Origin of the sequence: Alcanivorax sp. VBW004 (assembly GCF_009718865.1) — a bacterium.
Classification (GTDB): domain Bacteria; phylum Pseudomonadota; class Gammaproteobacteria; order Pseudomonadales; family Alcanivoracaceae; genus Alcanivorax.
Genome location: NZ_WNHC01000001.1, coordinates 3,716,231 through 3,739,388, shown reverse-complemented (window position 1 = coordinate 3,739,388; position 23,158 = coordinate 3,716,231). Strand labels below are relative to the sequence as shown.

Annotated in this window: 21 protein-coding genes; 12 read left to right on the top strand and 9 right to left on the bottom strand. The window is 52.7% G+C overall.

Going from position 1 to position 23,158, the window contains the following annotated elements; all coding sequences use genetic code 11:
• Positions 1-723, top strand: a 723-nt coding sequence (locus tag F1529_RS17080; protein ID WP_196220427.1) for a type II toxin-antitoxin system HipA family toxin, incomplete at its 5' end; no start/stop codon positions are given.
• 7 nt (positions 724-730) lie between these two features.
• Here the strand turns inward: F1529_RS17080 and F1529_RS17075 are convergent.
• The gene (locus tag F1529_RS17075) at positions 731-1,429 is read right to left on the bottom strand and encodes a hypothetical protein (protein ID WP_155136765.1); all 699 of its coding nucleotides are present in this window, start codon (positions 1,427-1,429) and stop codon (positions 731-733) included.
• A gap of 150 nt (positions 1,430-1,579) precedes the next feature.
• Between F1529_RS17075 and F1529_RS17070 the strand changes: the two genes are divergently transcribed.
• From F1529_RS17070 to F1529_RS17050, 5 genes are all read left to right on the top strand, one after another.
• Positions 1,580-2,965: a hypothetical protein gene (locus tag F1529_RS17070; protein ID WP_155136762.1), complete on the top strand. Its 1,386-nt coding sequence runs from the start codon at positions 1,580-1,582 to the stop codon at positions 2,963-2,965.
• 320 nt (positions 2,966-3,285) lie between these two features.
• Positions 3,286-3,972, top strand: coding sequence for an inovirus Gp2 family protein (locus F1529_RS17065; RefSeq protein WP_063509009.1), 687 nt, complete (start codon positions 3,286-3,288; stop codon positions 3,970-3,972).
• Positions 3,973-4,032: 60 nt separating this feature from the next.
• Entirely contained in the window at positions 4,033-4,221 is a 189-nt protein-coding gene (locus F1529_RS17060; protein WP_035249891.1) for an AlpA family transcriptional regulator, read from the top strand.
• Between the two features lie 84 nt (positions 4,222-4,305).
• Positions 4,306-4,632, top strand: coding sequence for a type II toxin-antitoxin system PrlF family antitoxin (locus F1529_RS17055; protein ID WP_155136759.1), 327 nt, complete (start codon positions 4,306-4,308; stop codon positions 4,630-4,632).
• Positions 4,629-5,159, top strand: a complete 531-nt coding sequence (locus tag F1529_RS17050) for a type II toxin-antitoxin system YhaV family toxin (RefSeq protein ID WP_155136756.1) — start codon at positions 4,629-4,631, stop codon at positions 5,157-5,159. The genes F1529_RS17055 and F1529_RS17050 overlap by 4 nt, the downstream gene beginning before the upstream one ends.
• Positions 5,160-5,224: 65 nt before the next feature.
• Here the strand turns inward: F1529_RS17050 and F1529_RS17045 are convergent, their stop codons facing one another.
• Positions 5,225-5,560 carry a helix-turn-helix domain-containing protein gene (locus F1529_RS17045; RefSeq protein WP_155136753.1) on the bottom strand — a complete coding sequence of 112 codons (336 nt, stop codon included), beginning with the start codon at positions 5,558-5,560 and terminating at the stop codon, positions 5,225-5,227.
• A gap of 316 nt (positions 5,561-5,876) precedes the next feature.
• Here F1529_RS17045 and F1529_RS17040 point away from each other — a divergent pair, with 316 nt between their 5' ends.
• From F1529_RS17040 to F1529_RS17020, 5 genes are all read left to right on the top strand, one after another.
• The gene (locus F1529_RS17040; RefSeq protein WP_230457829.1) at positions 5,877-10,517 is read left to right on the top strand and encodes a hypothetical protein; all 4,641 of its coding nucleotides are present in this window, start codon (positions 5,877-5,879) and stop codon (positions 10,515-10,517) included.
• 196 nt (positions 10,518-10,713) lie between these two features.
• The gene (locus tag F1529_RS17035) at positions 10,714-11,376 is read left to right on the top strand and encodes a HEPN domain-containing protein (RefSeq protein ID WP_155136747.1); all 663 of its coding nucleotides are present in this window, start codon (positions 10,714-10,716) and stop codon (positions 11,374-11,376) included.
• 239 nt (positions 11,377-11,615) lie between these two features.
• A complete protein-coding gene (locus tag F1529_RS17030) occupies positions 11,616-12,473 on the top strand; it encodes a YafY family protein (protein ID WP_155136744.1) in 858 nt (285 codons plus the stop codon).
• 242 nt (positions 12,474-12,715) lie between these two features.
• A complete protein-coding gene (locus F1529_RS17025; protein WP_155136741.1) occupies positions 12,716-13,816 on the top strand; it encodes a chemotaxis protein in 1,101 nt (366 codons plus the stop codon).
• Between the two features lie 59 nt (positions 13,817-13,875).
• Entirely contained in the window at positions 13,876-15,519 is a 1,644-nt protein-coding gene (locus F1529_RS17020) for a hypothetical protein (RefSeq protein ID WP_155136739.1), read from the top strand.
• A 439-nt stretch (positions 15,520-15,958) separates the two neighbouring features.
• Here the strand turns inward: F1529_RS17020 and F1529_RS17015 are convergent, their stop codons facing one another.
• The 6 genes from F1529_RS17015 to F1529_RS16990 form a co-directional block, all read right to left on the bottom strand.
• Positions 15,959-16,846, bottom strand: a complete 888-nt coding sequence (locus F1529_RS17015; protein ID WP_155136736.1) for a hydrolase or metal-binding protein — start codon at positions 16,844-16,846, stop codon at positions 15,959-15,961.
• 96 nt (positions 16,847-16,942) lie between these two features.
• Positions 16,943-17,950 (bottom strand): YqaJ viral recombinase family protein, encoded by a 1,008-nt coding sequence (locus F1529_RS17010; RefSeq protein ID WP_155136733.1) that lies wholly within the window; start codon positions 17,948-17,950, stop codon positions 16,943-16,945.
• Entirely contained in the window at positions 17,947-18,447 is a 501-nt protein-coding gene (locus F1529_RS17005) for a hypothetical protein (RefSeq protein ID WP_230457828.1), read from the bottom strand. Before F1529_RS17005 ends, F1529_RS17010 begins: the two co-directional genes overlap by 4 nt.
• Positions 18,448-18,531: 84 nt before the next feature.
• Positions 18,532-19,500: a DUF932 domain-containing protein gene (locus tag F1529_RS17000; RefSeq protein WP_155136730.1), complete on the bottom strand. Its 969-nt coding sequence runs from the start codon at positions 19,498-19,500 to the stop codon at positions 18,532-18,534.
• Positions 19,501-19,602: 102 nt separating this feature from the next.
• Entirely contained in the window at positions 19,603-20,097 is a 495-nt protein-coding gene (gene radC, locus F1529_RS16995; RefSeq protein WP_155136727.1) for a DNA repair protein RadC, read from the bottom strand.
• Positions 20,098-20,178: 81 nt separating this feature from the next.
• Entirely contained in the window at positions 20,179-20,511 is a 333-nt protein-coding gene (locus F1529_RS16990; protein ID WP_039926259.1) for a hypothetical protein, read from the bottom strand.
• Positions 20,512-20,788: 277 nt separating this feature from the next.
• Here F1529_RS16990 and F1529_RS16985 point away from each other — a divergent pair, with 277 nt between their 5' ends.
• On the top strand, positions 20,789-22,108 hold the full coding sequence (locus F1529_RS16985; protein ID WP_155136724.1) for an ATP-binding protein: 1,320 nt from the start codon (positions 20,789-20,791) through the stop codon (positions 22,106-22,108).
• Positions 22,109-22,155: 47 nt separating this feature from the next.
• Here the strand turns inward: F1529_RS16985 and F1529_RS16980 are convergent, their stop codons facing one another.
• Positions 22,156-23,091, bottom strand: a complete 936-nt coding sequence (locus F1529_RS16980) for a hypothetical protein (RefSeq protein WP_155136721.1) — start codon at positions 23,089-23,091, stop codon at positions 22,156-22,158.
• Positions 23,092-23,158: the final 67 nt, after the last annotated feature.

The following is a 23,158-nucleotide window of genomic DNA, read 5'->3' as shown; positions in this document are numbered from 1 at the left end:
GGGCTAGGCGATGAGGCTTGGCTGGTCAAGTTTACCTCCCGGAATCTGCCCCTCGGCCATGAAGAAGGGCTCTGTGAAGCGGTCTATCTGCACCTGGCCGGAAAGCTGGGGCTGGAGCCGCCTGAGTGGCGGCTGTTCGAGGCGCCAGAACAAAGTGGTGCCCGAGCCTGGCTCGGGGTAAAGCGGTTCGATTGGATAAGCCATCCCCAAAAGGCAGGTCGACTCCACATGCACAGTGCCTGTGGCTTGCTGGATGCGGATTTCCGGACGCCTAGCCTGGATTACGAGGATCTGATCAAGGCCAGCCGCCACCTATGTCGTTCGCCAGCAGTAGGCAAACTGCAGTTTCGCAGGGCCATGTTCAACCTGTTTGCCTGCAACCAGGACGACCACAGCAAGAACTGGGCTTTCCTGCAGGATGATGCGGGTGAATGGACGCCTGCCCCTTTCTACGATGTGACCTTTAGCCCTCACCCCTACCAGGAGCATGCCACCGCTTATGCCGGTTTCGGCAAGAATCCGCCGCTAAAAGCCATCCAAGGACTGGCGGCGCGGGCTGGGTACGCCAAGTGGGAGCTGGCCCGGAAAGATATTGATGGGATCGTGGATGCTCTCGCTGATTTCGCTGCCGTTGCCAGAGATTTCGGAGTAGATCGTGGTACTGCTGAGCTGATTGGTCGGCAGCTTGATGAGTTAAGGAAGGTGTATGGGGTAAGTCGCTAGTTTGAGGTCATGCCTGTGTATCTTGGTCTTGTCTGTCGTGGTCAGTCTCGGTCTGTTGCTGGGGGCGTTTTTCGAGCTCTAGACGGATTGACTGATCAGTTTTCTTGAAGTGTTGAGCTTTTAGAGTCTCATAATCTGGGCCAGGGGTTTCGTTGGAGAGCCCCCAGCTTTCTAGCTTTGCTTGTAGTTCGGATAGCATGTTTATCTGTTGGTTGATAATTCGATCCCTGGATTGAACAGCATTCACAAGACCTTCGATCTGACTTCCTAGGATTGCTTGTGAGTTGTCTGGCTGAAATAGAGTGGCTTTTCTGGTGTGGGCAGTTGCCATGGCTATTCGCTTTCCCTCCCTCTTCCCCCACTCAAAATCTTTGGCTGATTGATCGATCAGAAACTCGAGCAACTCAGGCACGGATTTTCGGTATTCGTTACGCAATTTTTCGAGTTGAGCGCTTGTTTTTTTGCTAAGAAAAAAGTTGTAGTTTTTCTCCCCTCTTTGCTTTGATTCTTGCCGCTTTCTGTGGCGTGCCAGTGCTGCCTCGAATAACCGCATTGCCTCTTTATCTAGGTGGTTAACCTGTTGTAGTTGCTGAAAGGTGCTGTCGTGTGGCGGGGCTGCTCGAGAGTAGCCTTTCTTCAGTAGGTAGCTCAGAGCCCATTCGTATTCAGCAGTATCGCCTTGATTCAAGAGTTCGACTATTGACATGGCTGTGGTGTCCAGAACGTTTAAAGCTAGTGGAGACTAGTTTTAAACTAGTTGTAGATTGATGCAATAGAAAATGTTGAGTTGTGGCACCATTGGCGCTGCAACTACTTTGATCGCTATAATTTCGGGGTGAAAATATGGGGATTAATTATGACTGGTGAAGATGTTATCTGCTGGATACTCAAGCTAAGGGATCGCCGGATATCCGCAATAGACAAGCACTTCCTCATTGCGGTTTGGGGGTGCTACGGGGCCAGTACCGTCACGGACAAAGTAAAGGACCTGGCACAAAAAATCCAGCTCAATGATCGATATGTGAGCAGTTCTCGGGAGGCTTGGATTGCGCTAGGTGTGGTTGAGCTCTGCCCTATGCCGGGAGCTGAGAGCAAAAGGGGTAGGAGACAGAAAAGCTTCAGAATCAATATTGAGAGGCTGGCTGCGTTAGTAGAGGGGGATAAGGCTTTTTCACTAAATCAAAATCTGATCAGGGGGCTCTTTTGCCAGACTGAAAGGTTGGGCCGTATCCGGGTGAAAAGGGAGGAGGGGAGCGATGCGCTGACGGTGAACAGTTTGCTTTTGCTCGGGGTGCTTGTGATGTCTGCTGATAAGACAGGGTACGTCAGTAGCTATGGGGAGAAAGCTTTGAGGGAGATGGCGGGGCTTAAAGAGTCACAGTTTGGCTATGCGCTCAATCAACTTGTTGAGATTGGGTTGCTCAGAAATTGGCTGCCAGGTATCAGTGGAACAGATCTATTTGGAAGGAGATCAGGGGTCTATTGGCTCGATTTGGGGCACTCCCTTTTTGGGGAGAACAGGGTCCATTGCATCTATGTATTCGATAGATTGGCGTGGAGACCATTTGATTGGATATGCAATTTCTATGGCCTTTTTGGGGCAAGAAGTCTGAGGAGGCTTGGTGAGGAAGAGCTGGCTAAGATTGAGCGGAGAGAGGGATTGCCGGCTGGTTGGAGCGAATATTTCCGGGATAGACCGTGGTTTAAGACTGCAGGGCATCTCGCCTGTCTATTGGCCCAGCATGCATGCCTTGTTCTTGAAAGGAGAGTTGTGGATGAGGATGGCCTTGGTGATGGGGAGGGTGAATCATTAAGTGAGGATTTGGGGCGAGAGCTGGGTACGGAGCATTGGTTTGAGCATATGGCCGAAGACAAGAGGGCGCTGTTGCCTACTGTGTTGGAGTATTTGGTCGATCATGGGGTGAAGAAATGGGCTGATGCGGCCATGAGCCTCTATAAGGAGGCTCTGAAGGGGGCTGATTTGGAGTGTTTTTTGTGTGAGAGCACCAAATTTAGGATTTATAGCTCGTATCAGCTGATCAATGCTGAGACCGGAAGGTTATGGACCCTGGCTATTTTCCCAGGGAGTGAGAAGCAGCTGGAAGAGAGCATATTCCTGTTTCGGGATTTTCAGGGAGGGAAAAAGCGCTGGGAGCGGTTGAATAAAGAGACGGAGATTAAAGATGCCTCTTTGGTTCATATGGGGCTACGAAAAGGTTTCGGCGGTGGATTGTCAGATTAGAGGTTGTCTAAATCCAGAGAGGGTCTTAGGTCTGGCGACTGTGAGTGTCGGGACTTTCAAATGGGGTAGGAAGAGAGGAAAACTGGTTTCAGTGCATCATATATTTCCAGAGTGAAATTTGGTTGCCCTTCAGGGTGAGCCCCTTGATGGCTGCGCTGCAGTGTGCCTTTCTCAAGCATCTCAGCTGTCTGTTATAGATATATAGGTTTTATCATTGAAGTACGCTTGGTAGCCAATGGCTATAGCGTGGTGGAGGCTAATCCGAGTAAGAAATTACGTGTGTGCCTGTTCTTGTGTTCAACAACGAATAGGACACAGACATGGCAACACGACATCCCCACAACCCCAACCTGACCTTAGTGGAAGGCACTGAATGGAACGGTCTTCCGCTGCTGCCCAAGCACTCTCCCTACATTGAGCAGTATCTTGAGAGAATCCTGGAAACCATGAAGAAGGCGGTGGACAGGTATCGACGAACCACGGCTATCCGCTTCGATCTCAGAATCCCTGTCGACTTCCCTGAGCCAGACTCCAGTGTGATATCGAGCTTCTTTGAATCTCTGCAGGCGAAAATCAACGCCCACCAATTGAGAAAGGCCAGGCAGGGACAGAGAGTGCACTCCTGCGAACTCCGATATGTTTGGGCGAGAGAGCAAAACATATCGCGCCATCGCCATTACCATTGTTGCATATTGTTGAACGGAGACGCTTACCGCTATCTCGGGGCATTCGGCTGTAATGGCCACCCGGAAGAAGAGGAAAGGATCGCAGCGGAAAATATGTCGGGAAGAATCCGTAGCGCCTGGTGCAGTGCGCTGAGGCTTCCTTGGGGTGCTGGCCAGTGGCTAGTGCATTTCCCTACCAATGGGACCTACTACATTGATGCGAACTCAGTGACGATATTCGACCGGTATGTGGATCTATTCAGGAGACTTAGCTACTTCGCCAAGGCCGAGACCAAGCGATATGGGGATGGCTCCAATAGCTTTGGATGCAGTCGTCGGTAGTGGTCAGGCTGGTTAGTTTTTACCGCCATGCCGCATCTCATGAGATGAAGGAGATTGCTCATGAGAATCATGCGATTGAAAGAAGTGATGGATACCACCGGCCTGGGACGGTCCTACATTTACAAGCTGATTGCGGACGGGGTCTTTCCAAAGCCGGTTCCGCTGGGTGCCCGTGCAACGGGGTGGGTCTCTGATGAGGTGGAATCCTGGATTCTGGAGAGAATTGGGGAAAGGGATCAGGCGGGCTGATGTTTTGGTAATGCGATTGCATTGACGTATGTAATGCGATTGCATTACCATCTGTCTGTCATCCCCATAGTGTAGGAGGCGGCCATGGCCACCCTCGAAGTCGAATCCAAGCTGACAGACCGGTATCAGACCACCGTGCCGGAAACGGTTCGCCGTGCTCTCAAACTCAACAAGCGAGACAAGATTCACTATGTTATCCGTCAGAATGGCGAAGTGGTTTTGACCCGTGCGACCTCCAGCGAAGGCGATGACCCGGCTCTGGGGTCGTTCCTGGATTTCCTGGCGCGTGATATTGCCGAGCATCCGGAGCACATCCAGGCGGTTGAAGGTGCGTTAATGCAACGCATCCAGTCGCTGACGGAGGGGGTCGAGGTAGATCTGGATGCACCTTTACAGGAAGACGATGAATGAGCGGAAGGCAATCGACCGCTCTGACAATCAATGGGTGGGCGGTTTACGCCCACCCATTATTTTTGGCGCAGCTTGAAGCCCTGGTAGGACAAGTCGAAAGCCTCAAAGAGAAAAACCCTGAGGGGTTCACCAAGAAAAATGCCACCAAGCGGTTAGCTGCGATTGCCAAGCTTGCTTTCGAGGTCATCCCGCAGGACCCGACAAAACCGGAGTTCCGACAGGGGAATACACTCGGTGCGGATTACAAGCACTGGTTCCGTGCGAAGTTCTTTCAGCAATACCGGTTGTTCTTTCGTTACCACGCCTCAAGCAAGGTTATTGTCTATGCTTGGGTCAATGATGAAGGCACCAAGCGGGCGTATGAGAGCTCCGATGATGCCTACCGGGTTTTCCGCAAGATGTTGAGAAATGGCCGCCCTCCCGATGATTGGGATCAGCTTTTGAGCGAAGTGAGGCGTGATAAGCAGAGCCAGGAAGCCATGCGCGCCCTGGCCGAGCAAGCCCAAAATCAGGATATGGGTTACTGATTTGCCTTGTCGTTGCTCATGGCGTGGGTGCTATTTCTGGTGCTATCGCGTTTTCTTGATGAGGGTCACTGCCTTTCTCGCACAGCTGCCTGGCTCCGTGCAAAAGACAGTAATCCCCGTAGTTCTGGCTCCGATGCCTGCCGCGCGATTTCAATAAGTGCATCCCGCATCTGGCTTTCTGTTTCCATCGTGGGGAACAGGAAGAATTCCTGTATTTCCACCTCCAGCACCGCCGCCATGCTGGCCAGTGTATCCAGCGAGGGGTAATGCTTGCCGGTCTCCAGTCGGGAGATGTGGCGGCCGTCCAGCTCGACTTTCTCTGCCAGCTCGTTCTGCGTCAGGCCGCGTGCCCGGCGTAGGGCATTGATGCGCTCGCCGACTTGTTTTCTAAGGTCTTCCATTCATTGCTCCCTGTCTGCCCGAAGTTCAGCAGATAGGGGGCGCTTCAAGAACGACGTGGAGTGATGATTGATTTAGATAATGTGAATGTGGCATTTGACATCATAAAACGGCGATGTCTGGCGGATGGCAATGTCATGGGATTGAACCCGTAGGCGAGGGGGCATGCTGTAGCTGGGCGACACAAGACGTCGCCCGGTGTGCCTGAGAGGGTTTAACCCGCTTCCTGAATCGGGAGAATTTCACTGCAAAGGCGTGTGCAGGCTGAAAGGCCAATTTTCATGTCCGGTCATGGCATCTGGCACGCAGATAAAAGCAATGAAAATGGAGATTCTTATGGCTGCTGCGAGCCTGCGTTTGGCGCTTGCCTTGGTGTTGACCGCGTTCCTGTCTGGCTGTGGAGGGGAAGACGGAAACAATGGTGTTGATGGTGTTAACGGTAGCAATGGACGGGATGCCACTCCGGTTCTTATCAATTCTTCTACCGAGCCGGCGGGGTCGAACTGCCCGGCGGGCGGATCGCGTATCGACTCAGGGCAAGATGTAAACCTTAACGGGACGCTGGACTCTGCTGAAATACAGGTCGCTTCTTACGTCTGCCATGGCTCAGATGGGGTAGATGGATTGCTTGCTCTGGCCTCGACGGAACCCGTTGAGCCGGGAGAAGAATGTTCCGCTGGGGGCTATCGAATAGATACCGGGATTGACCTGAACGGCAACGGTGTTCTCGAAACCGCTGAGATTCAGCATACGTCCTACGCGTGTAACGGCCTTGATGGGGCCGATGGAGAAGACGGCCAGGACGGCCAGGACGGCGAAGATGGTCAGGATGGTTTGTCCGCCTTGATCAAAACAGAGGTCGAGCTACCCGGAGCGGTCTGCCCGGCGGGCGGTGTTCGGGTGTTATCTGGCGTGGATACGAATCGCAATGGTTTGCTGGATGCCGGTGAGGAAGCGCAAGCCAGTTACCTGTGTCACGGTGAAGCCGGCTCCGATGGGCAAGATGGCGCCCAGGCCCTGTTGGCCTCCACGCAGATCCCTGCCGGTGAGCAATGTGTCGTGGGCGGCTATCGCATTGATACAGGGCTGGATAGCAATGCCAATGGCCTGCTTGAGGGCTCGGAGGTCACCGCCAACTTTTATGTGTGTAACGGAGCGGATGGCGAAAACGGTACGAATGGCCTGCAATCGCTGATCAACATTTCCTCGGAACCGGCGGGTGATAACTGTGCGGCGGGAGGAAAACAGATACAGGTCGGTGTGGATCTGGATGGAAACGCCACTCTTGAATCTGCAGAGGTCCAGAAATCCGCTTTCCTGTGTCATGGCGAGGATGGTCTGGATGGTGTTGATGGACAGGATGGCGCGGAAGGTCAACCTGGCAATGATGGGCTTGATGGAGCCGATGGTGAAGACGGCGCTCCCGGCAGAGATGGCGAAAATGCACTGCTCTCAACACAGGAAGAGCCGGCGGGGACAAACTGTGCGGCAGGCGGTGTAGCGCTCCTGGTGGGCCTGGATCAGAACGGCAACAATGTACTTGATAGCGCCGAAGTGCAGTCCACAACCTATCTGTGTCACGGTGCGGGTGGCCCGCAAGCTCAATCATTCATCTTGCAATACCGCGCCCAGGCTGGTGGTGAGATCGTTGGCTCCACGGTTCAGGAAGTCATGTTGGGCGACGTCGGTGAAACCGTCACCGCCGTGCCTGATAGTGGCTATTACTTCACCACCTGGAGTGATGGCAATACCTCGGCCAGCCGTACCGATAGCAGTGTGCAATCGGATATCAATGTACTGGCAGGCTTCGATATTTACGAATACACCTTGACCTATACAGCGGGCAGCCATGGCTCGCTGTCCGGGATCGTCGGGCAGACCGTGTTTCATGGCTCGGACGGCAGTGTGGTGCAAGCCGTGCCGGAAACCGGCTATAACTTTGTTTCCTGGAGCGATGGCAGCACGCAAAACCCACGTGTTGACCTTGCCGCCCAGCAAAATGTTTCGGTCAGTGCCAGCTTTGAAATAAACGAATACAGCTTGACGTATCTGGCGGGTGCTGGCGGATCTGTGACTGGAAATAGTACTCAGGTAGTAGCGCACGGCGGTGATGGTGCTGTGGTCGCTGCAGTGCCAGATTCCGGATATCGCTTTATTCAGTGGAGCGATGGTGTCACGACAACCAATCGTACTGATACCGATGTTCAGAGTGACCTGCAGGTAACGGCAGAGTTTCGAGAACAGCTTTCCCCGCCAGAAGAAGTGAACACGGGCGTAAACAACGGCTCTCTGGTATTGAGCTGGGATAGCAATCCGTACGCAGACAGCTACAACGTCTACTACGCTCTGGAGCCCGGTGTTACACCTGAAAATTACGATAGTCTACCTGGTGGCGGCATGCTGACAGGGGTATCTAGTCCGGTAACACTGGAAGAGTTTGATGGTGGTCAGCGTTACTACTTCGTAGTCACAACGGTCATCGATGGCACCGAAAGTGCCAGTGGTGATGAACTTTCCTTGCTGCTACCCAACACTCCCTGGTTGGTCAGTGCGCACCAAGGGCGCTTGCGAGTTGATCTGACCAGTGCCACCACGGCCAAGGTGGACTGGGATATAGGTCTCGATGAAACCGGTAGCAGCTTCAACCTCTATATCAGTAAAGACCCGAACGCGGATCTGAGCCAGTACGCCAGCTACGGTGTAGACCTTCGGCTTAACGTGACGCCCCCGATGTCCATTGAAAACCTGGAAATCAATGAACCAGTCTACATCGCGCTGGAAGTCGATGGCCGGATAGCGGACTGGACAAATACGGTGTCAACGACCTGGGGCGTGAATGGCACGGTAAACACCCAGGCCCTTAGTGATGATGGCACGCGTTATGTTGGTGGCAACTTCACCTTGGCCGGACAGAACGTCGGTGGCGTGGCAGCGTTTCCTGCTGGAAACAATGCGGTCAATCCCCACATCCTGGCCCTGCCGCAAGTTAACGGTGCAGTCCACGCGGTGATTTCTGATGGCCGAGGCGGTTGGTACATCGGTGGCGATTTCACCCGCGCGGGAGACTACGCGCGGATGGGGCTTGCACATATTGCTCCCAGTGGGCGTGTAACAGACTGGAACCCAGGCGCTAACGATACTGTTCGCGCGCTGGCGCGGTATGGCGACACGATCTATGCCGGTGGCGATTTTACCAGTGCGGGTAACGGCACAGCAGGTATTGCCAGAAACAAGCTTGCGGCATTTGATACCAATGGTGAGTTGCTGGCCTGGAATCCCTATGCCAATGGCCCGGTCAAGGCGCTCGCCGTGAGTGATGATGCTGTCTTTGTTGGTGGTGATTTCACACAAATAGGCGGTGGCAGTGCGGCGGTTAATCGAGCCTATGCGGCAAAGATTGATTTTGGTGGGGCCTTGTTGTCGTGGGCGTCTGTGCCAGGACGGGTCAATGTCTTGGTGATCAGTAACGATCAAGTGTTTGTTGGCGGTCGCTTTGTCATTGGATCGGAGCCCGTAAGGTTCATTGATGCGACTACAAGTCGAAGAATTGATTACCGAAAGAACTTCGCAGTGTTTTCGACATCATCGGGAAATTTGGTCGAAGAGTGGCCGGTAATCTCGGAAGATGAAGTGAACGCCATTACGATTTCTCCTGAAGCGGGTTCCGGAAAGGTTTATATCGGTAGTGACGGACGCGTTGGGCTTCAACGCTATGACCTGGAGATTGGCGACTATTACGAATATAAGAAATCACTCTGTAATTATGCCGCTGCACTGTCCGTTGATGTCGAGCTGAATTGCTTTAATAGAAGCAGCCCCGTTCAGGCCATTGTTGCCATGGATGAGGGGGCTGCCGTAGCCGAAGAGTCAGGCTCCATCTTTGGCGTAGATGGTGATTCCGTTAGCGCCATGGCTACAGATGGCAATGGAGTGGTTGTTGCCGGAGATTTCAATGTGTCGGGTGGCGGTGAACGCCTTCGCTTGGCAGCGTTTGATGACGAAGGGTTCCTCAAAGACTGGAACCCTGGAGCCGATGCAGCGGTATCTGCGTTGACGGTCGATGGAGACGTTATTTATGCAGGCGGGAGCTTCAGCTTGTCTGGTGATGGAATTGCCAGTACGGAGCGGAATCACCTCGCGGCTTACGATACGGCGGGCAATTTGCTGAGCTGGAACCCCGGAGTCGATAAAGCGGTGAGTGCATTAACCGTGAGCCATGGTGTGGTGTACGCCGGGGGTGGCTTCTCCACCGTTAGTGATAACTCAGGTTCCTTTACTCGTCATTGTCTAGCTGCGTTTGATAGTAGCGGGCGTCTGCTCCCTTGGAATCCTGAAGCTAATGGTTGGGTCTATGCCCTGGCCGCTTCAGATGACCGGATTTATGTGGGTGGAACATCCACGACCAACATCACGAGTTGTGGCACCGGCACAGACGCGTATAGCAATCTGGCGGCTTTTGATTTGGACGGTAACCTTACCGAGTGGTCAGGTGAAGCTAATGGTCAGGTAAGAGCCATTGCCATTGATGATGGCACTCTCTACGCAATGGGTGATTTCTCTGAGGCAGGTGGCAGCACTGGCAGCGCAACCCGTAATCGCCTGGCAGCCTTTGATGTCGATGGCAACCTGACTGGCTGGAATCCGGGATTGTCGGGAGGCTATGCAAGACGGCCGAGTTCGCTGTTGATGACCGATGGCCTGATTTATGCAGCTGGAAATTTCACCGGCGCAGGCGAGGGGACAGGAGATTCCCCGGTTAACGGCCTGGTGGCCTTTACCGAAGCAGGTGAGTTGTCCGCTTGGCAGCCAGAAACCGATGGACCGCTTTACTCAATCGTTTCCGATGGCTCCGACATCTATCTGGGTGGTTCGTTTTCGCGTGCCTCTAATGGTGCGGCGGTGTCCCGCCGTTCAGGGCTGGCCGTTTTTGATGCGAGCGGTGACTTAAAGAAGCGGTAAACGTAAGGAGCCTGTGGCGCTGCGTGATAGCGGCGCCACAGTTGGCACGCTAGTGATCAGCGGTATCATCGGGTGAATTCATGGCCGCTAGCCATTTCTTCGTATTGTGATACAGTTCCCAGCCAAAATGTGAATAGTCTTCAGGCGGACAGGGAATTCAGGGGCGGTAGGGATATCGTCACTCGTTAGGGAAAACATGGACAATCACTACCAGAAACTCAAGGCGCGGCAGCGCGCAGAGCGCGACAGCTACCCGGACAACCTAGGGCTGCGTGTTCACCGGGCCCTCAGCTGGCTCCACCGTGCCGAGCAGGAAGACGACCCGGACAGTCGTTTCATCTTCCTGTGGATCGCCTTCAACGCCGCCTACGCCACCGAAATCGACGACCGCCAGGGCCTCAGTGAGCAGGCCAGCTTCAACGCCTTTCTGAGAAAGCTCCACGACCTAGATCAGGGTAAACGCCTGGATCGGATTGTCTGGAGTGCCTACCCCGGTGCTATTCGCATCTTGCTGGATAACCCTTATGTCTTTGCCGGTTTCTGGGACTACCAGAAAGGCAACCAGACCGAAGAGCAGTGGCAACAAAGCTTCCAGGCCGCCAAAAAGGCGGCCAATTATGCCCTTTCGGCACAAGACACCCACAAGCTGCTGGCTATCGTGCTGGCTCGCATCTACACCTTGCGCAATCAGTTGATCCACGGTGGAGCAACGTGGGCCAGTAGCGTTAACCGAGAGCAGATCCGTGACTGTGTGACCATCATGGGTGAACTGGTGCCCGCAGTGATCGAGATCATGATGGATAGTCCCGGCACCCTATGGGGGGATGCCAGCTACCCGGTTATCTCGGTAGCGGGATAACTGCTTGCATGGGGCGACACAGTTTGTCGCGCCAAGCCTGGCCGAGGGTTTCATCGCCAGGATAGAAAACCATAATGCCTTTGGGAAGAAGGTAATAAGGGTAGAGAAAAGCCTCTGCGAAAGAAGAATCAGAAAAAACGGGATCGGATGCCTTGAGTAACAACACGACCAGTACCCTGCATCGGCAATGGTTACTGCTGCAATCCCTGAAGCGGGGAGCTTGGACAGGAACTGGTGCCTTGCAGCAGGCGCTGCGGCGTGAGGGCATTGAAATCAACTTGCGCACCATTCAACGCGACCTCAAGACTTTAGCGAAACAGTTTCCCCTGGAAGCGGATGGCCTTTCACCGCAAGGCTGGCGCTGGCGAGACGATGCCCCGGATATGAGCGCGCCTGGCATGACTAGTGGTCAAGCGCTTACCTTCATGATGGTGGAGCAGCACCTGCGGCTGCTCATGCCAGCCAGCATTCTTGATGAATTGCGCCCCTGGTTCGATAATGCCCGCCAACAGGCCAACCAAAACACCGCCCCCGCCCATCGATGGGCAGACAAAGTGCGCATCGTGCCTCCCAGCCAACCATTGATACCTCCAGCCATCAACAGTGAAGCGCTAGAGGCCATTCAAGACGCACTGCTACAAGAAAGACGGTTGGATGCTTGCTATGAGAACCGTAGCAAGAAAGAAACCCAAACCTTAGAGCTCGACCCGCTTGCGCTGATACAGCGCGGCCCGGTTATGTACCTCATTGCCACTCGGAAAGGCAGTGAAGAGCCACGTATCTTCGCCCTGCACCGCTTTCACTCTGCCGCCCTTAAAAAAGAAAAAGCACGCAGGCCAAAAACCTTCCACCTGGACGACTATCTGAAACAGGGAGCTTTGGGTTTCGGTAACGGCGGTACAAGGAAGCTCAACATCGTACTCAGCCGGGAAGCTGGTGAACACCTATATGAATCCCGCCTCAGCGAAGACCAGAAAATCACTGAGCACCCCAGCGGCACACTAAAAATCTGCGCCACCGTCGCCGATACCCCGCAGCTTGATTGGTGGTTACGAGCGATGGGGGCGATGCAGGCGGAAGGTGAAGAGCTCACATGAGAAAAGTAAAGACGCTATGTTCTCACGGTTTTTCACAGCTGAGTAGAAGGATCAAGAGATCCTGTTGAGAATGCTCGGAGTGAATAGTTAGATCAGTTTTGAGCCGCTACAAAAGAAATTTTGATAGAAAAAAATTATCGTGCCGTGTGTGCATCATGATTTTGTGCGAACCCATACTTCCTTGCTTCATGCGACGGTTGTTGCTGGTCGTAAATAATTAAACTAACTAAAGGAAACGAACTATGCCTCTGCCTCTCATCATCGGCGCAGCTGCACTAGCCTCCGCCGCTTACGGTGCAAAAAAAGGCTACGACGGTTACCAGAAGCATTCGGAGGCCGACGAAATTGTGAAAAGCGCCCAGCACCGATACGACCGAAAAAAAACCATCTTCGATGATCAGGAGAAGGAAACCACGCATGCCCTCGAAATGTTGGGAGGAAGGCAGCTCGACATCGGTAAGAGCCTAGGTGAATTCAAAACCCTTGCCGACGAGCTCCTCCAGCAACTGAACTCAGGTCGCCAGAACAAACTGGAAGTCCATATTCCCAAACATGAACTACAGCGTATTGAGAATTATAGTTACACAGCCATTGGTGTACTGGGTTCTGCTGCTGGTGCCGGCCTGGCAGGTGCAGCGGCGGGATTTGCTGTATACGGCGGCGTCATGGCTCTCGGCGCGGCTTCCACTGGTACAGCTATTTCCTCATTGGCTGGCGTTGCTGCCACCAATGCGACTTTGGCCGCCATTGGCGGCGGTTCCCTGGCAACCGGTGGCTTGGGCATCGTCGGTGGGTCAGCTATTCTCGGCACAGCAGTAGCTGCCCCGGTATTGGCTATTGCCGGTTGGGCCTACAATAGCCATGGGGAAGAAGCTCTCAGGAACGCGCGCAAGGCAGACCGGGAAGTTGATGCGGCAGTCGAGAAGCTGGCTAGAGCCATCAAAAATCTTTCTGCTACAGAGGCCTATGCACGCAAGATTAAACTGGCGCTGTTGTCCATCTACGATCAGTTCTCTCTGTACTTCGACAGCCTCAAGGGCATCAACAATTTCCTGGAGGATGTCAAAGGTCGCAACGTAGACATAGATGCAGCGCTGAGTAGCTATAACGACGAAATTATCAGAGTTATCGAAAATGGCTATGCCCTAGCGAGCATTATGGTCGACGTAATCACTACGCCCATTTTTAAAACCAAGAAAGAAGGCGAGGAAATCGAAAAAGATGAAAACGGTTTGCCTGTCATGGAAACGGATGTAGATGGCTCTATGATCCTCAATGACACTGAACTGGATAAAGCCTTAGTCGAGGCCGAGGCCAGTGCTGGCGAAATCGAAAGCGCTTAATGCTTTAAAGGGGGAGCTTGTCCCCCTTGTTTTCCTCTCACCGTTTGGTAGACCTCATCATGAAGACAGATGCCACCCAATATCCATGGACCGAAGAGCTCGAAAAAACTGTAGTCCACAGCCTGGCCACAAGCTTCGGCCTCGACTTTCTCCTTTTCAAGGATAAAGCTGGCGGCGAAGTAGATACGATCAACAACGCTCGCCAGGATATCTGGGCCAGTGACAAGGAGAAACAACGCTACGAAAATCGTGAGGCTTATGACTCTGATAAATACCACCACAAACATATCAAGAAAGAAGACAGCACCTACAAGAAAGTCGGCAAGCAAGACAAACAAACCCAGCAAAACGGTAGGTTGCATGACCCTTATCGAGATGCCGAAATGGCGCGTAATGACCCCCGCAACCTTGATCACGTTATCAGTGCCAAAGAAATACATGATGACCGCGGACGCGTTCTGAGCGAACTAGATGGTATAGAACTGGCCAACCAAAGCAGCAACCTGCAATCCACACACGAGAGTATCAATAAGTCAATGGGGGAAACGTCCATTGATGATTACTTGGCCAAGCTCCCAAGGCTGATTGATAACAATGAAAAGGTTTTGGCCAGACACCAGCAGCAACTTGCTGACATGCCCCGCGATACACCCGCGCAACGGCATGAGGCGCGTAAACTGGAAGACAAGATAAGAAAAAAAGAGGAAACAATAGAAACCCTCAAGTCCGTGAATCCCGAGACGATGAGAAAACGGGACAAAGAAGCCAGAGAGCCCTACAACCAACAGGTCAACCAGGAGTACTACACCAGCAGCAAATTCCTTGAGGCGGCAGGTGGTGCTGCAGCAATGTCCGGGGTCAGCATGGGGACACGTCAAATGCTCGGTCTGGTTTTGGCTGAAGTCTGGTTCGAGCTAAGAGAGCAACTTCCCAAGATACTGGAAGAGATGAGGGTCTACTTTAGTCTAGACGACTTCATGACAAGCATTAAGAAAACCCTGCAAGGAATATGGCTGCGTGTTCAGTCTCGCTTTAAGGATTTTTTGATCAGTTTCAAGGATGGAGCCTTTGCTGGCGTCCTCAGCAGTGCCACGACTACATTGATCAACATATTTGCCACTACCCAGAAAATGGCGATAAAGATTATCCGAGAGCTGTGGGGTAACCTGGTAAAAGCGATAAAGCTGCTTATCTTCAATCCTCAGCAGTTACCTTTCGTCGATCTCTGTAAGACTGTGACGACCATTCTCTCTGTCGGCGCTGCCACGGTAGTAGGTTCAATGATCTATACCCAGTTGCTTCCCCTATGTAGCTTTCCGTTCGGTAGTGAACTGGCTTCTTTCGTCAGCGCCTTGGCAGTAGGGTTGATTACCCTGGGGCTCAACTATTTCATGCTCTATAGTGGTCTGGCCAAGAAGCTTTGGGCATTTGTTGACAGTATTATGCCGCACGCCGCCAGCGTGCGGAAGTTTCAGGATATCAATGCGGAGCTGGATCGCTATCTGACCGAGCTGGGTCGAATCGAACTCAACATGGATGTCGATGAGCTCACTGAGTTCTCTCTACAGCTGGCAATCTGCAATGACGAGTTGCAGCGCGGCCTGTTGCTAAAGGAGGAAATCGAAAAACGTGATATTGAACTTCCTTTTGAGATGGGAAACAGAGCTAGCACCCGAAAATGGCTGGCATCAAAGGGAAAATGAAATGCGCATTTTCCCTTGCAGTCAATGCGGTCTCTGTTGTCAGTTCGTCAATTTGGCAGCGGAAACCCGCTTTCTTGACAGAGGTGATGGTATCTGCCGGCATTATGATGTTGGCAGCAGAGGCTGCGGTATCTATGCCGAACGCCCGGACATTTGCCGGGTGGATCGGCAATACGAATTGCACTATGCCCAGCAGTACACTTGGGAGGAATTTGTCACTATGAACCTTCAAGCTTGCGAGATTCTACAGAAAAGTACTTCCTCCATGCCGTCACCAGAAAATGTCACGTTGGGTTTCTACGTTAAGAGCCCAGATAAGCCTTCAACATAATCGTCATCGCTAACACAACGGCTGTAGCTTGATGCGCCAAGCTACTGAATAGCGTTTCTAGCTCCGCCACTATGTCCTTGAGCTATTTTGGCGGAGCTTTTCTATTTTTCAGACTGAAAAAGCTTTTTTATCGGCCAGTTTCTGACTGAGTCCTTGTGCAGACTGGGGTTGGGTACTGCCCGGTGAGGGTGCGTCTTCCGGCACGAACTCCTCCACGACCTGTAACCCTTCCTCTTCCGAGTATTCGAACTGAGCGTTGAGTAAGCCGGCATGGGCTATCTTATCCAGCTCTGCCTGGTTGATACCTTGGTTTCCCCTGGCCTTGGCCGTTTCTCTAGCGTAGCTGACGGCGTCCTCCATGGATTGCTCAGCGCGCAGCGTCAGATCCACGTAGTAGATTGGTGCTCGGTGGCTCTGGGTGGTGCTCTTCCCCCGCAGCTTCAATTCCAGGGGCAGTGTGGCCAGATTGCCGCCACTGATGGCGTGGAAGTAGCGCAGCCGAGCTGTCAGTGTGCGGATGCTGTTGTAGCCAGTGGTACGGAACACGAAACAGCCCAGCTCATCGTCATCTCCGATACAGACATAGAGACGACCATAGGGCTTGCACAGCCCATGGCTGCCGTAGTCACACATATCCGGCGATGGGCAGGGTAGGGATTCCAGGCCGTTCTCGGTATGACGCCGACAGGCTTCCCCATCACCTGCACATAGCGCTCTGCCGCTCTTGCGCTCGAAGAAGGTGTACTCCGCTCGCAGATTCAGGTCAGGATCATTGAAGGGCAGGGTGACGGGAATGCTGCGCAACTTCTTGCCTTGTACTTCCTGGCGCAGCGCCTCATCCAGTGGGTGCGGTAGCCAGCCCTCCCGGGTCTGGATCTGGGTAGTGATGGTGAATTGGTCGTCTTTCTCCGGCAGACGCTTGCCGTTCTTTTCCACCATGCGGCCAATACTAATGCGGCCAATCACGGGGGGAGTAATCGCGAGCCCTTTGATCATGGGAATCTCCTGTTATAAAAAACGCACTGCCGCCGGGCAGGGCCCGGCGTTTATGCGGTTAGGCGTGGGGTGTTGAGTGAGATGAGGCGAGAGTGATCAGGCGTTGGGCTTGACCAAGAACCTGCGACTGCCGGGCCGATGCTTGGGGAATTGCTGCAGTAGTGAGGGTTGAGCTTTGAGCAAGGCCTCGGTATCGAGCACGGTACTGTCCTTGCTGCGCTTCCAGCTCACCACGCCTTCTATGAAATAAGCCCGTGCTGCCTCGCCCATGAGTTGCTGGATGCGCTGCTTAAGCCGGGCTTCCCGTTCGGCCAGACGGGCTAGGCGTTCCCGGATATCCAGCATCTCACTGAAATCGCCGTTGAGTGCGGTGTCTTCAATGAGATCCAGGGTTTCGCCATCATCACGAGGGTAGAGCGCTCGCAGCGCCTGATCGGCGGAGTCGGAACCATCGGCGTCGGGTGGCGTATCGGTCCCCACCTGATGCCAGAAGGCCCGCTCCAGTTCGATCAGTTGCTTGATGACGGTGTCATCCCGCTCGATGCGATGCACCTGTAACTCCTGCCCACAGATCAGCACCGCCACGTCCGCCGCCTGTTTACCGGTGACGGCCAGCTGATGCTGTACCTGACACTGGATGTACTCCGGTACGCCATCGGCCCAGAGTCTGGCGCCATTGAGACCGGTGGTTTTGCACTCCAGGATCTGCACCTCTGGATTTCCCACTACCGAGTAATCCAGATTGGCCAGCATCCAGGGCTTGTCGGCATCCGGGTGCTGCAAGACCGCATTCACCCGCCGCACCTTGTTGCCGGTAGCTTTGGCATAGGCTTCCGCTACTTTGGGCTCAAGCAGGTTGCCCCAGTACAACGGGGTATGGATGTCGTCCGGATCGGGGGCCGGTAACAGCCCATCCCGACCGGTCTTGATCATCCACAGCTCCAGCGGAGACTGATACGGGTTAAGTCCCACCGCCGCAGCGGCATCGCTGGCCCCGATACCTTGCTTGCGGACCTTGAGCCACTGTTCCCGGTTCATGCCCTTGGTGGACACCAGGCGCAGGGCCGGACGGGATGAGGGTTTGATAGCGCGGGGTGTACTCATGAGTGACCTCCTTCCAGTTGGGTCAGCCGCTCGGTAAAGCGATCATGGAGATTGATCAGCCTATGGGTCTGGGGCGTCTGATCCGGGGGGATCTCATGACTGCCGCCTTGACTGAAGAAGGTGACCACCAGCTCGGTGATCATCTGCTGGATGTCGGCCTGGGGTGGCAAATTCCCATCATTGCCGAGCAGATAGGTGCCCAGCTGTTCGCCCAGGATGGACACCACTTCGTATTCGAAGACCCCAGGAAACCCTTGCGGTCCGTACCAGTAGGGTTGCACCTGTTTCCAGATATCGGGGATGAAGTCACACAGGGTGCTGATCAGCTCGATGCAACCGTTACCCCAGATCTCCAGAAGCCGGGTACTGCGCTCCTTGTTCAGCATCACCCCTTCATGGAGAAAGGCGCCCCAAATGGCGGCCAGATGCGGGGAGAGCGGTGGCGCAGAGAGCCTGGCTTCCGGGTTTACACGGCTATCGTGATTACGTTCTGTCATGGTCAGGCTCCAAACAATAAAAAGCCCGACCGGCACAGAGCGGGTCGGGCTTTAGTCGAGGGAAAAGAATGGGTAGGGAATCAGTCAGGCCACCAGTTCCAGAGTCTGACTCAGGGCCCGCTGCTTGATCTGCGCACCCTTGCCGAACCAGGCGGAATCTAACCGGTTGTCAGTGCTGCGGGCACGCCGTTCGTGATCCACGAACTCGGTGACGGCATTGAGCAGGCCGTAGGCCGTGTTCTTGGCAGACGGCAACTCCGACCCGCGACCGGCGCCGTCATACAAGGCCATGGCCTTCTTCATCGCCTGTTCGTTGGGCTTCACCAGCATGTCACCAGAGGAATAGTTCACATCGGTGAAGACCGAACGCATGACCTTCTCGGCGGTCTTGCGGGTGATGCGCCGTTCGCTGAGGGTTTTCAGGCGGTACATGAAATCATCCCATGCAGAGACCGAGATCCCCAGCTGCTTCTTGACGGCCTGGGCATCGAAGGTGGTGTTGTGGCGGACCTTCACCGCCTGGTCGGCGCCATTGAGAGCAACCGCCAAGGTGTTGTTGCACACCACCCGGATACTGGTGAACTGGGCAGTGGTGGCCAGGGTGCCGTCACAGGCGGTGGCCAGCAGCACATAGCCGTTGGTCTGGTCATTGCCTGCCAGAGAGCCTGTCTGCCCGGTACGGGCCAGGGCCCACAACTTGCGGCCACCTTTAAGGACACCAGCGGTTTCCAGCTCAAACCCGGATTGCTCGGTGAGATCCCGGTAAAACTCCAGGATCTGCCGGGGCTGAACCACCTTGAAGCGGTTACTCACCACGGACAGAGGCGCCTGATTGTCTGAGCGGAACAGAACCTTCTGATCCGGGAAGGATGAGATCTGCCCGAGGGCGCCAGCCTCGCTGCTGATGAAGCGGACAGGGGTTTCACGGATCTCCCAGTCCATGCCGGCTTCCTGCATCCAGACATTGAGGGGTTGTTGGGCGGCGAGCTGGTTACCCAGCCCGTGCCAGGGGGTACGGCCTGCATAGGCCATGCTTTCGACAAGATGTGCCATGGTAAATCTCCAAGAAATAGCAGTGCGCCCGAAGCGGGCGGGTTAACGAATGAGAAGAGGTGAGGAGAGTCAGGGGTAGAGCAAAAGCAGAAGAGGAAAAACTCAGAGCCAGCCACGCTGGGCTAAGCTGACCCACTCGGAGCGGGACACGACGAAGTGATCCAGAACCCGCACATCAATCAGAGCCAGAGCGTCCTTGAGTCGGGTGGTAATGGCGCGATCAGCTTGGGATGGCTCGCAACACCCAGAAGGGTGGTTGTGGGCAAAGATCACAGCAGCCGCATTGCAGTCTAGGGCTCGCTGCACCACCACACGGGGGTAAACCGCAGAGCTATCGATGGTGCCGTTGAACAACGTCTCGAACCTGAGCACCTTGTGTTTGTTGTTGAGGAAGATGGCGGAGAAGACTTCGTTCTTCTCTTGAGCCAAGGCCAACTGCAGGAATTGGGCGACATCGGTGGGTGAGGTCAGCGCTTCGCGGTTGGTGAGCTCATCCAGGAGGATGGTGGCAGCAGTGCTGACAATCTCCTCGGGTTTAACACAGCCCTGTACGTGGTACAGACCCTGCTCGTTCTTTACGAAAGTGGGGATATTCATTAAAAACTCCAAAACGGCATAAAAAAGCCCGCACAAGGCGGGCTCTGGTATGTAGTGAAAGGGGCAAGTGCGAAATACGGTTTAATCAGTGTCGAGTCGAAAGGCGTGGCCGCAATCCAGGCATTGCAGATTATCGAGGAAGGTTTGGTCGAGCTTGTCACCGAGAGCGGCACCGGCCTCACCGCCGGCAACACCTCCGATCAAACCACCAATCACGGCACCGGCGATGCCACCGAGAAGCGATCCTCCGGGGCCCGCGACATAGCCCAGGGTCATGCCCACACGGGCACCACTGGTGGCTGCAGCTACCCCACTAGCAGCACCTGCAGCAGTGCCGACGGAGCCGCATACCCTGCGTCCGTTGTGGAGTGCCGCTATCCGGATAGATTGGCAGCTGGGGCATTGAATGATCATTAAACCTCCATGAAGTGGGACCAGGAAGGCTATTCCTTCCTGGCTTCATGGAAGTGATATGTGTTTGAAAAAATCTGGATTAATGGCTCGGTAATGTGAAACCAGAACCCTGTCTATATGCATAGCCAGTACCCTTGAGCAGTGATTTTTACTGTTGTATCGTGAAAAATGATGTTTGCTTGGAAGGCTAGGAAATATGGAAAATGGACAACCAAGTTGAATAAAGAATGAATTTGTATTTCGAAATAAACAGTACTTTGGCTCTAGTGAGAAACCAGTGACTTTGACGAGAACAATTAACCTTAGACAGCCTGACATTGTTCAGCGGTCTAATCGCTACCTTTCTTCAGGTCAGCCCATTCGGGGTGTGTTTAAGGGGGTATTCACAAAAATTAATGGTAAATGGTCTCTGCTTGTTGGGAGTATTGAGTTGGGGGGAGACAGTGCAGTGGCTGGTCCAGTTCAGAGCTTAGAGTATCCAGAGTATCTTTTTATAACAGGGATTTTTAACAGGACAGATATAGCGACTATTATTTCTGACCTTGAGATGGAAGGTAAGCTCCCACTAGATGAAGCTCCCTTATTAGATGTTGCGGAGCATGGATTGAATTGGACGGAAACATTAATTCCAAGCCATGCAGCCGAAGGTGGAAAGCCTATTCGAAGGTTTCGCGCAGATGTTAATAGAAATGTTTATTGTCCAGATACAAAGCTAGTAGCCCACGGAATGAAATTCCATTTCTCTTCTTTTGAATATATTAAATCTTTTTTGGGGTTGAATAAATTTCATGGCTCTTTAGATGGGCTTAGAGGAGGCATTTTTATAGATGTGACTGATCACAGGGGGCGCTTGAATTTTTCAACAACTGGCGTTTCATATGTAAAATATACTGCTGAAAATATGTGTTTGGTAGGAAGTGTTGATGGTGTAGATGTAAATAAAGAAAATGAAAAAGATGAGTTTTTATACGGACAAGAATCTGTTTCTGATATCGAATTGTGGTTGGTAGACAAAAGTGACTCTGTTGTGGATTATTGCTCTTCATCGGAATGGGAGTTTCGTTATGGGAACGTAAATGAATCTGATGAAAAAGAGAAGTTTCTTAAGATTATATCTCGAGGTGAGAGTGAATTTTGCGAGTTTAAAGAATATATAGAATTGACGGAAAGCAAGAGTAAAAAAGTGTGTGAAATTGAGAAGGCTGTTTGCGCTTTGTCGAATCACGAAGGAGGTAGGTTGTTTATTGGTGTCAGTGATGATGCTGAAGTTCTGGGAATCAATGACGGCTGTTTCAGGTCGTATAAGCGGGAGCTTAAGGAGGCCATTGATGTATATAAGAGAGATGTTTCGAAACGACTCCAAGATACTCTGAAAAATAACCAGTGCTTTAGTGTTTCGATTTTTGAAATAGCAGGGCTTTTTATCGTGGTTGTCAATGTTCAGAAGGTTGACGGCCTTAATTATTTGAGGTTGAGGAATGAGGTCTATGTTCGCAGGGGAGCTTCCTCGGCAAAAATGACGCCTCCAGAGATACAGAGGGCCTCATCGGGGCGAGAGATTTTGGGCGGTAATCAGGAATGGCTATATCCGTTGTGATTCGAGGCTTTGAGATTGGTCATGTTTAACGTGATATATCCATCGATTCAAGATTGGCCGTCATGTTTATCTGAAAGTAAATGCCAGGCGTTGCTGTTGTCTTCATCATTCCAGTAATCAAAAAGTCTGGTGACGATGTCTCCATATTTCTCAAATTTTGCACTTGGGATCATGCTTGTATATTTTACCTCCGTTCCAAGGCCCTTGGTTCTAAAAACTACTCCCGCCAGTTGAGGGTGACGCTCCATTAGCCCTTCTTGGTTTAATCTTCCAGCCACGTTGGGTTTGCCTTCGAATTCAATGCTTTTCAGAATCATGTCGCCATGCTTTGCAAAAGCAATGTGCCACAGAATTCCAGAGGTGTAGCTGCCGTATGGATTGTGAAAATTATGAACGGCAGCGCTTTCCTCTCGTGGGTATGGAAAAAGACTCAATGAAGTAATATCGCAAAGTAGAAAGGTATCTCCGAGAGCAAGCTGGCCAGTTTTGACATTGTTAGCTAGTTTTTTTATTAATGTTTCTATGATGTATTGTTCGCCTTGCTCTTGAGCGTCTTTTCCGCCCCCAATTGGGTTGTATTCACTGATTCCGAAAGCAACATTTTTACCGGTCTGTATTTGTTTTTCTATGTCAATCTGGGCGTCGATGCCAGATTCTATAGCTTTATTGTGCTGGATAGAACCTCCGCTCCATCCAAGGATCTTCGCTTCTATGTAGATGGAATCTTCTCCATTGCTGACTCTAAAATCTGGTCTCTTCTCGCCTTGAGCCTCTGGGATACGATCAATTTTGTATCCGCTTTTTAGTAGCTCTAAATAAATGGCGTATTCCGAGTAGAGCTCATATGCTGATTTTAGTTTTTCGTCATAGCCAGCATGATATTCATGCAAAAGATGGAAAACTCTTTTAATTGTCTGCTTAGCTAGAGGGTCGTGCTCTGCTTCATTGTCTATTTGCCTGCAAATTACCAAGCTGAATGGCATTTAAAATGCCATTATTTCCATACTCTCGGTGGTCTTGTCTCAATCTCAGGATTCTGTCGTGCAGGCT

Excerpts from the sequence above, each read along its gene's own strand:
- F1529_RS17075 (WP_155136765.1), bottom strand. The coding sequence starts at position 1,429 with ATGTCAATAGTCGAACTCTTGAATCAAGGCGATACTGCTGAATACGAA.
- F1529_RS17070 (WP_155136762.1), top strand. The coding sequence starts at position 1,580 with ATGACTGGTGAAGATGTTATCTGCTGGATACTCAAGCTAAGGGATCGC.
- F1529_RS17065 (WP_063509009.1), top strand. The coding sequence starts at position 3,286 with ATGGCAACACGACATCCCCACAACCCCAACCTGACCTTAGTGGAAGGC.
- F1529_RS17060 (WP_035249891.1), top strand. The coding sequence starts at position 4,033 with ATGAGAATCATGCGATTGAAAGAAGTGATGGATACCACCGGCCTGGGA.
- F1529_RS17055 (WP_155136759.1), top strand. The coding sequence starts at position 4,306 with ATGGCCACCCTCGAAGTCGAATCCAAGCTGACAGACCGGTATCAGACC.
- F1529_RS17050 (WP_155136756.1), top strand. The coding sequence starts at position 4,629 with ATGAGCGGAAGGCAATCGACCGCTCTGACAATCAATGGGTGGGCGGTT.
- F1529_RS17045 (WP_155136753.1), bottom strand. The coding sequence starts at position 5,560 with ATGGAAGACCTTAGAAAACAAGTCGGCGAGCGCATCAATGCCCTACGC.
- F1529_RS17040 (WP_230457829.1), top strand. The coding sequence starts at position 5,877 with ATGAAAATGGAGATTCTTATGGCTGCTGCGAGCCTGCGTTTGGCGCTT.
- F1529_RS17035 (WP_155136747.1), top strand. The coding sequence starts at position 10,714 with ATGGACAATCACTACCAGAAACTCAAGGCGCGGCAGCGCGCAGAGCGC.
- F1529_RS17025 (WP_155136741.1), top strand. The coding sequence starts at position 12,716 with ATGCCTCTGCCTCTCATCATCGGCGCAGCTGCACTAGCCTCCGCCGCT.
- F1529_RS17020 (WP_155136739.1), top strand. The coding sequence starts at position 13,876 with ATGAAGACAGATGCCACCCAATATCCATGGACCGAAGAGCTCGAAAAA.
- F1529_RS17015 (WP_155136736.1), bottom strand. The coding sequence starts at position 16,846 with ATGATCAAAGGGCTCGCGATTACTCCCCCCGTGATTGGCCGCATTAGT.
- F1529_RS17010 (WP_155136733.1), bottom strand. The coding sequence starts at position 17,950 with ATGAGTACACCCCGCGCTATCAAACCCTCATCCCGTCCGGCCCTGCGC.
- F1529_RS17005 (WP_230457828.1), bottom strand. The coding sequence starts at position 18,447 with ATGACAGAACGTAATCACGATAGCCGTGTAAACCCGGAAGCCAGGCTC.
- F1529_RS17000 (WP_155136730.1), bottom strand. The coding sequence starts at position 19,500 with ATGGCACATCTTGTCGAAAGCATGGCCTATGCAGGCCGTACCCCCTGG.
- radC (WP_155136727.1), bottom strand. The coding sequence starts at position 20,097 with ATGAATATCCCCACTTTCGTAAAGAACGAGCAGGGTCTGTACCACGTA.
- F1529_RS16990 (WP_039926259.1), bottom strand. The coding sequence starts at position 20,511 with ATGATCATTCAATGCCCCAGCTGCCAATCTATCCGGATAGCGGCACTC.
- F1529_RS16980 (WP_155136721.1), bottom strand. The coding sequence starts at position 23,091 with ATGCCATTCAGCTTGGTAATTTGCAGGCAAATAGACAATGAAGCAGAG.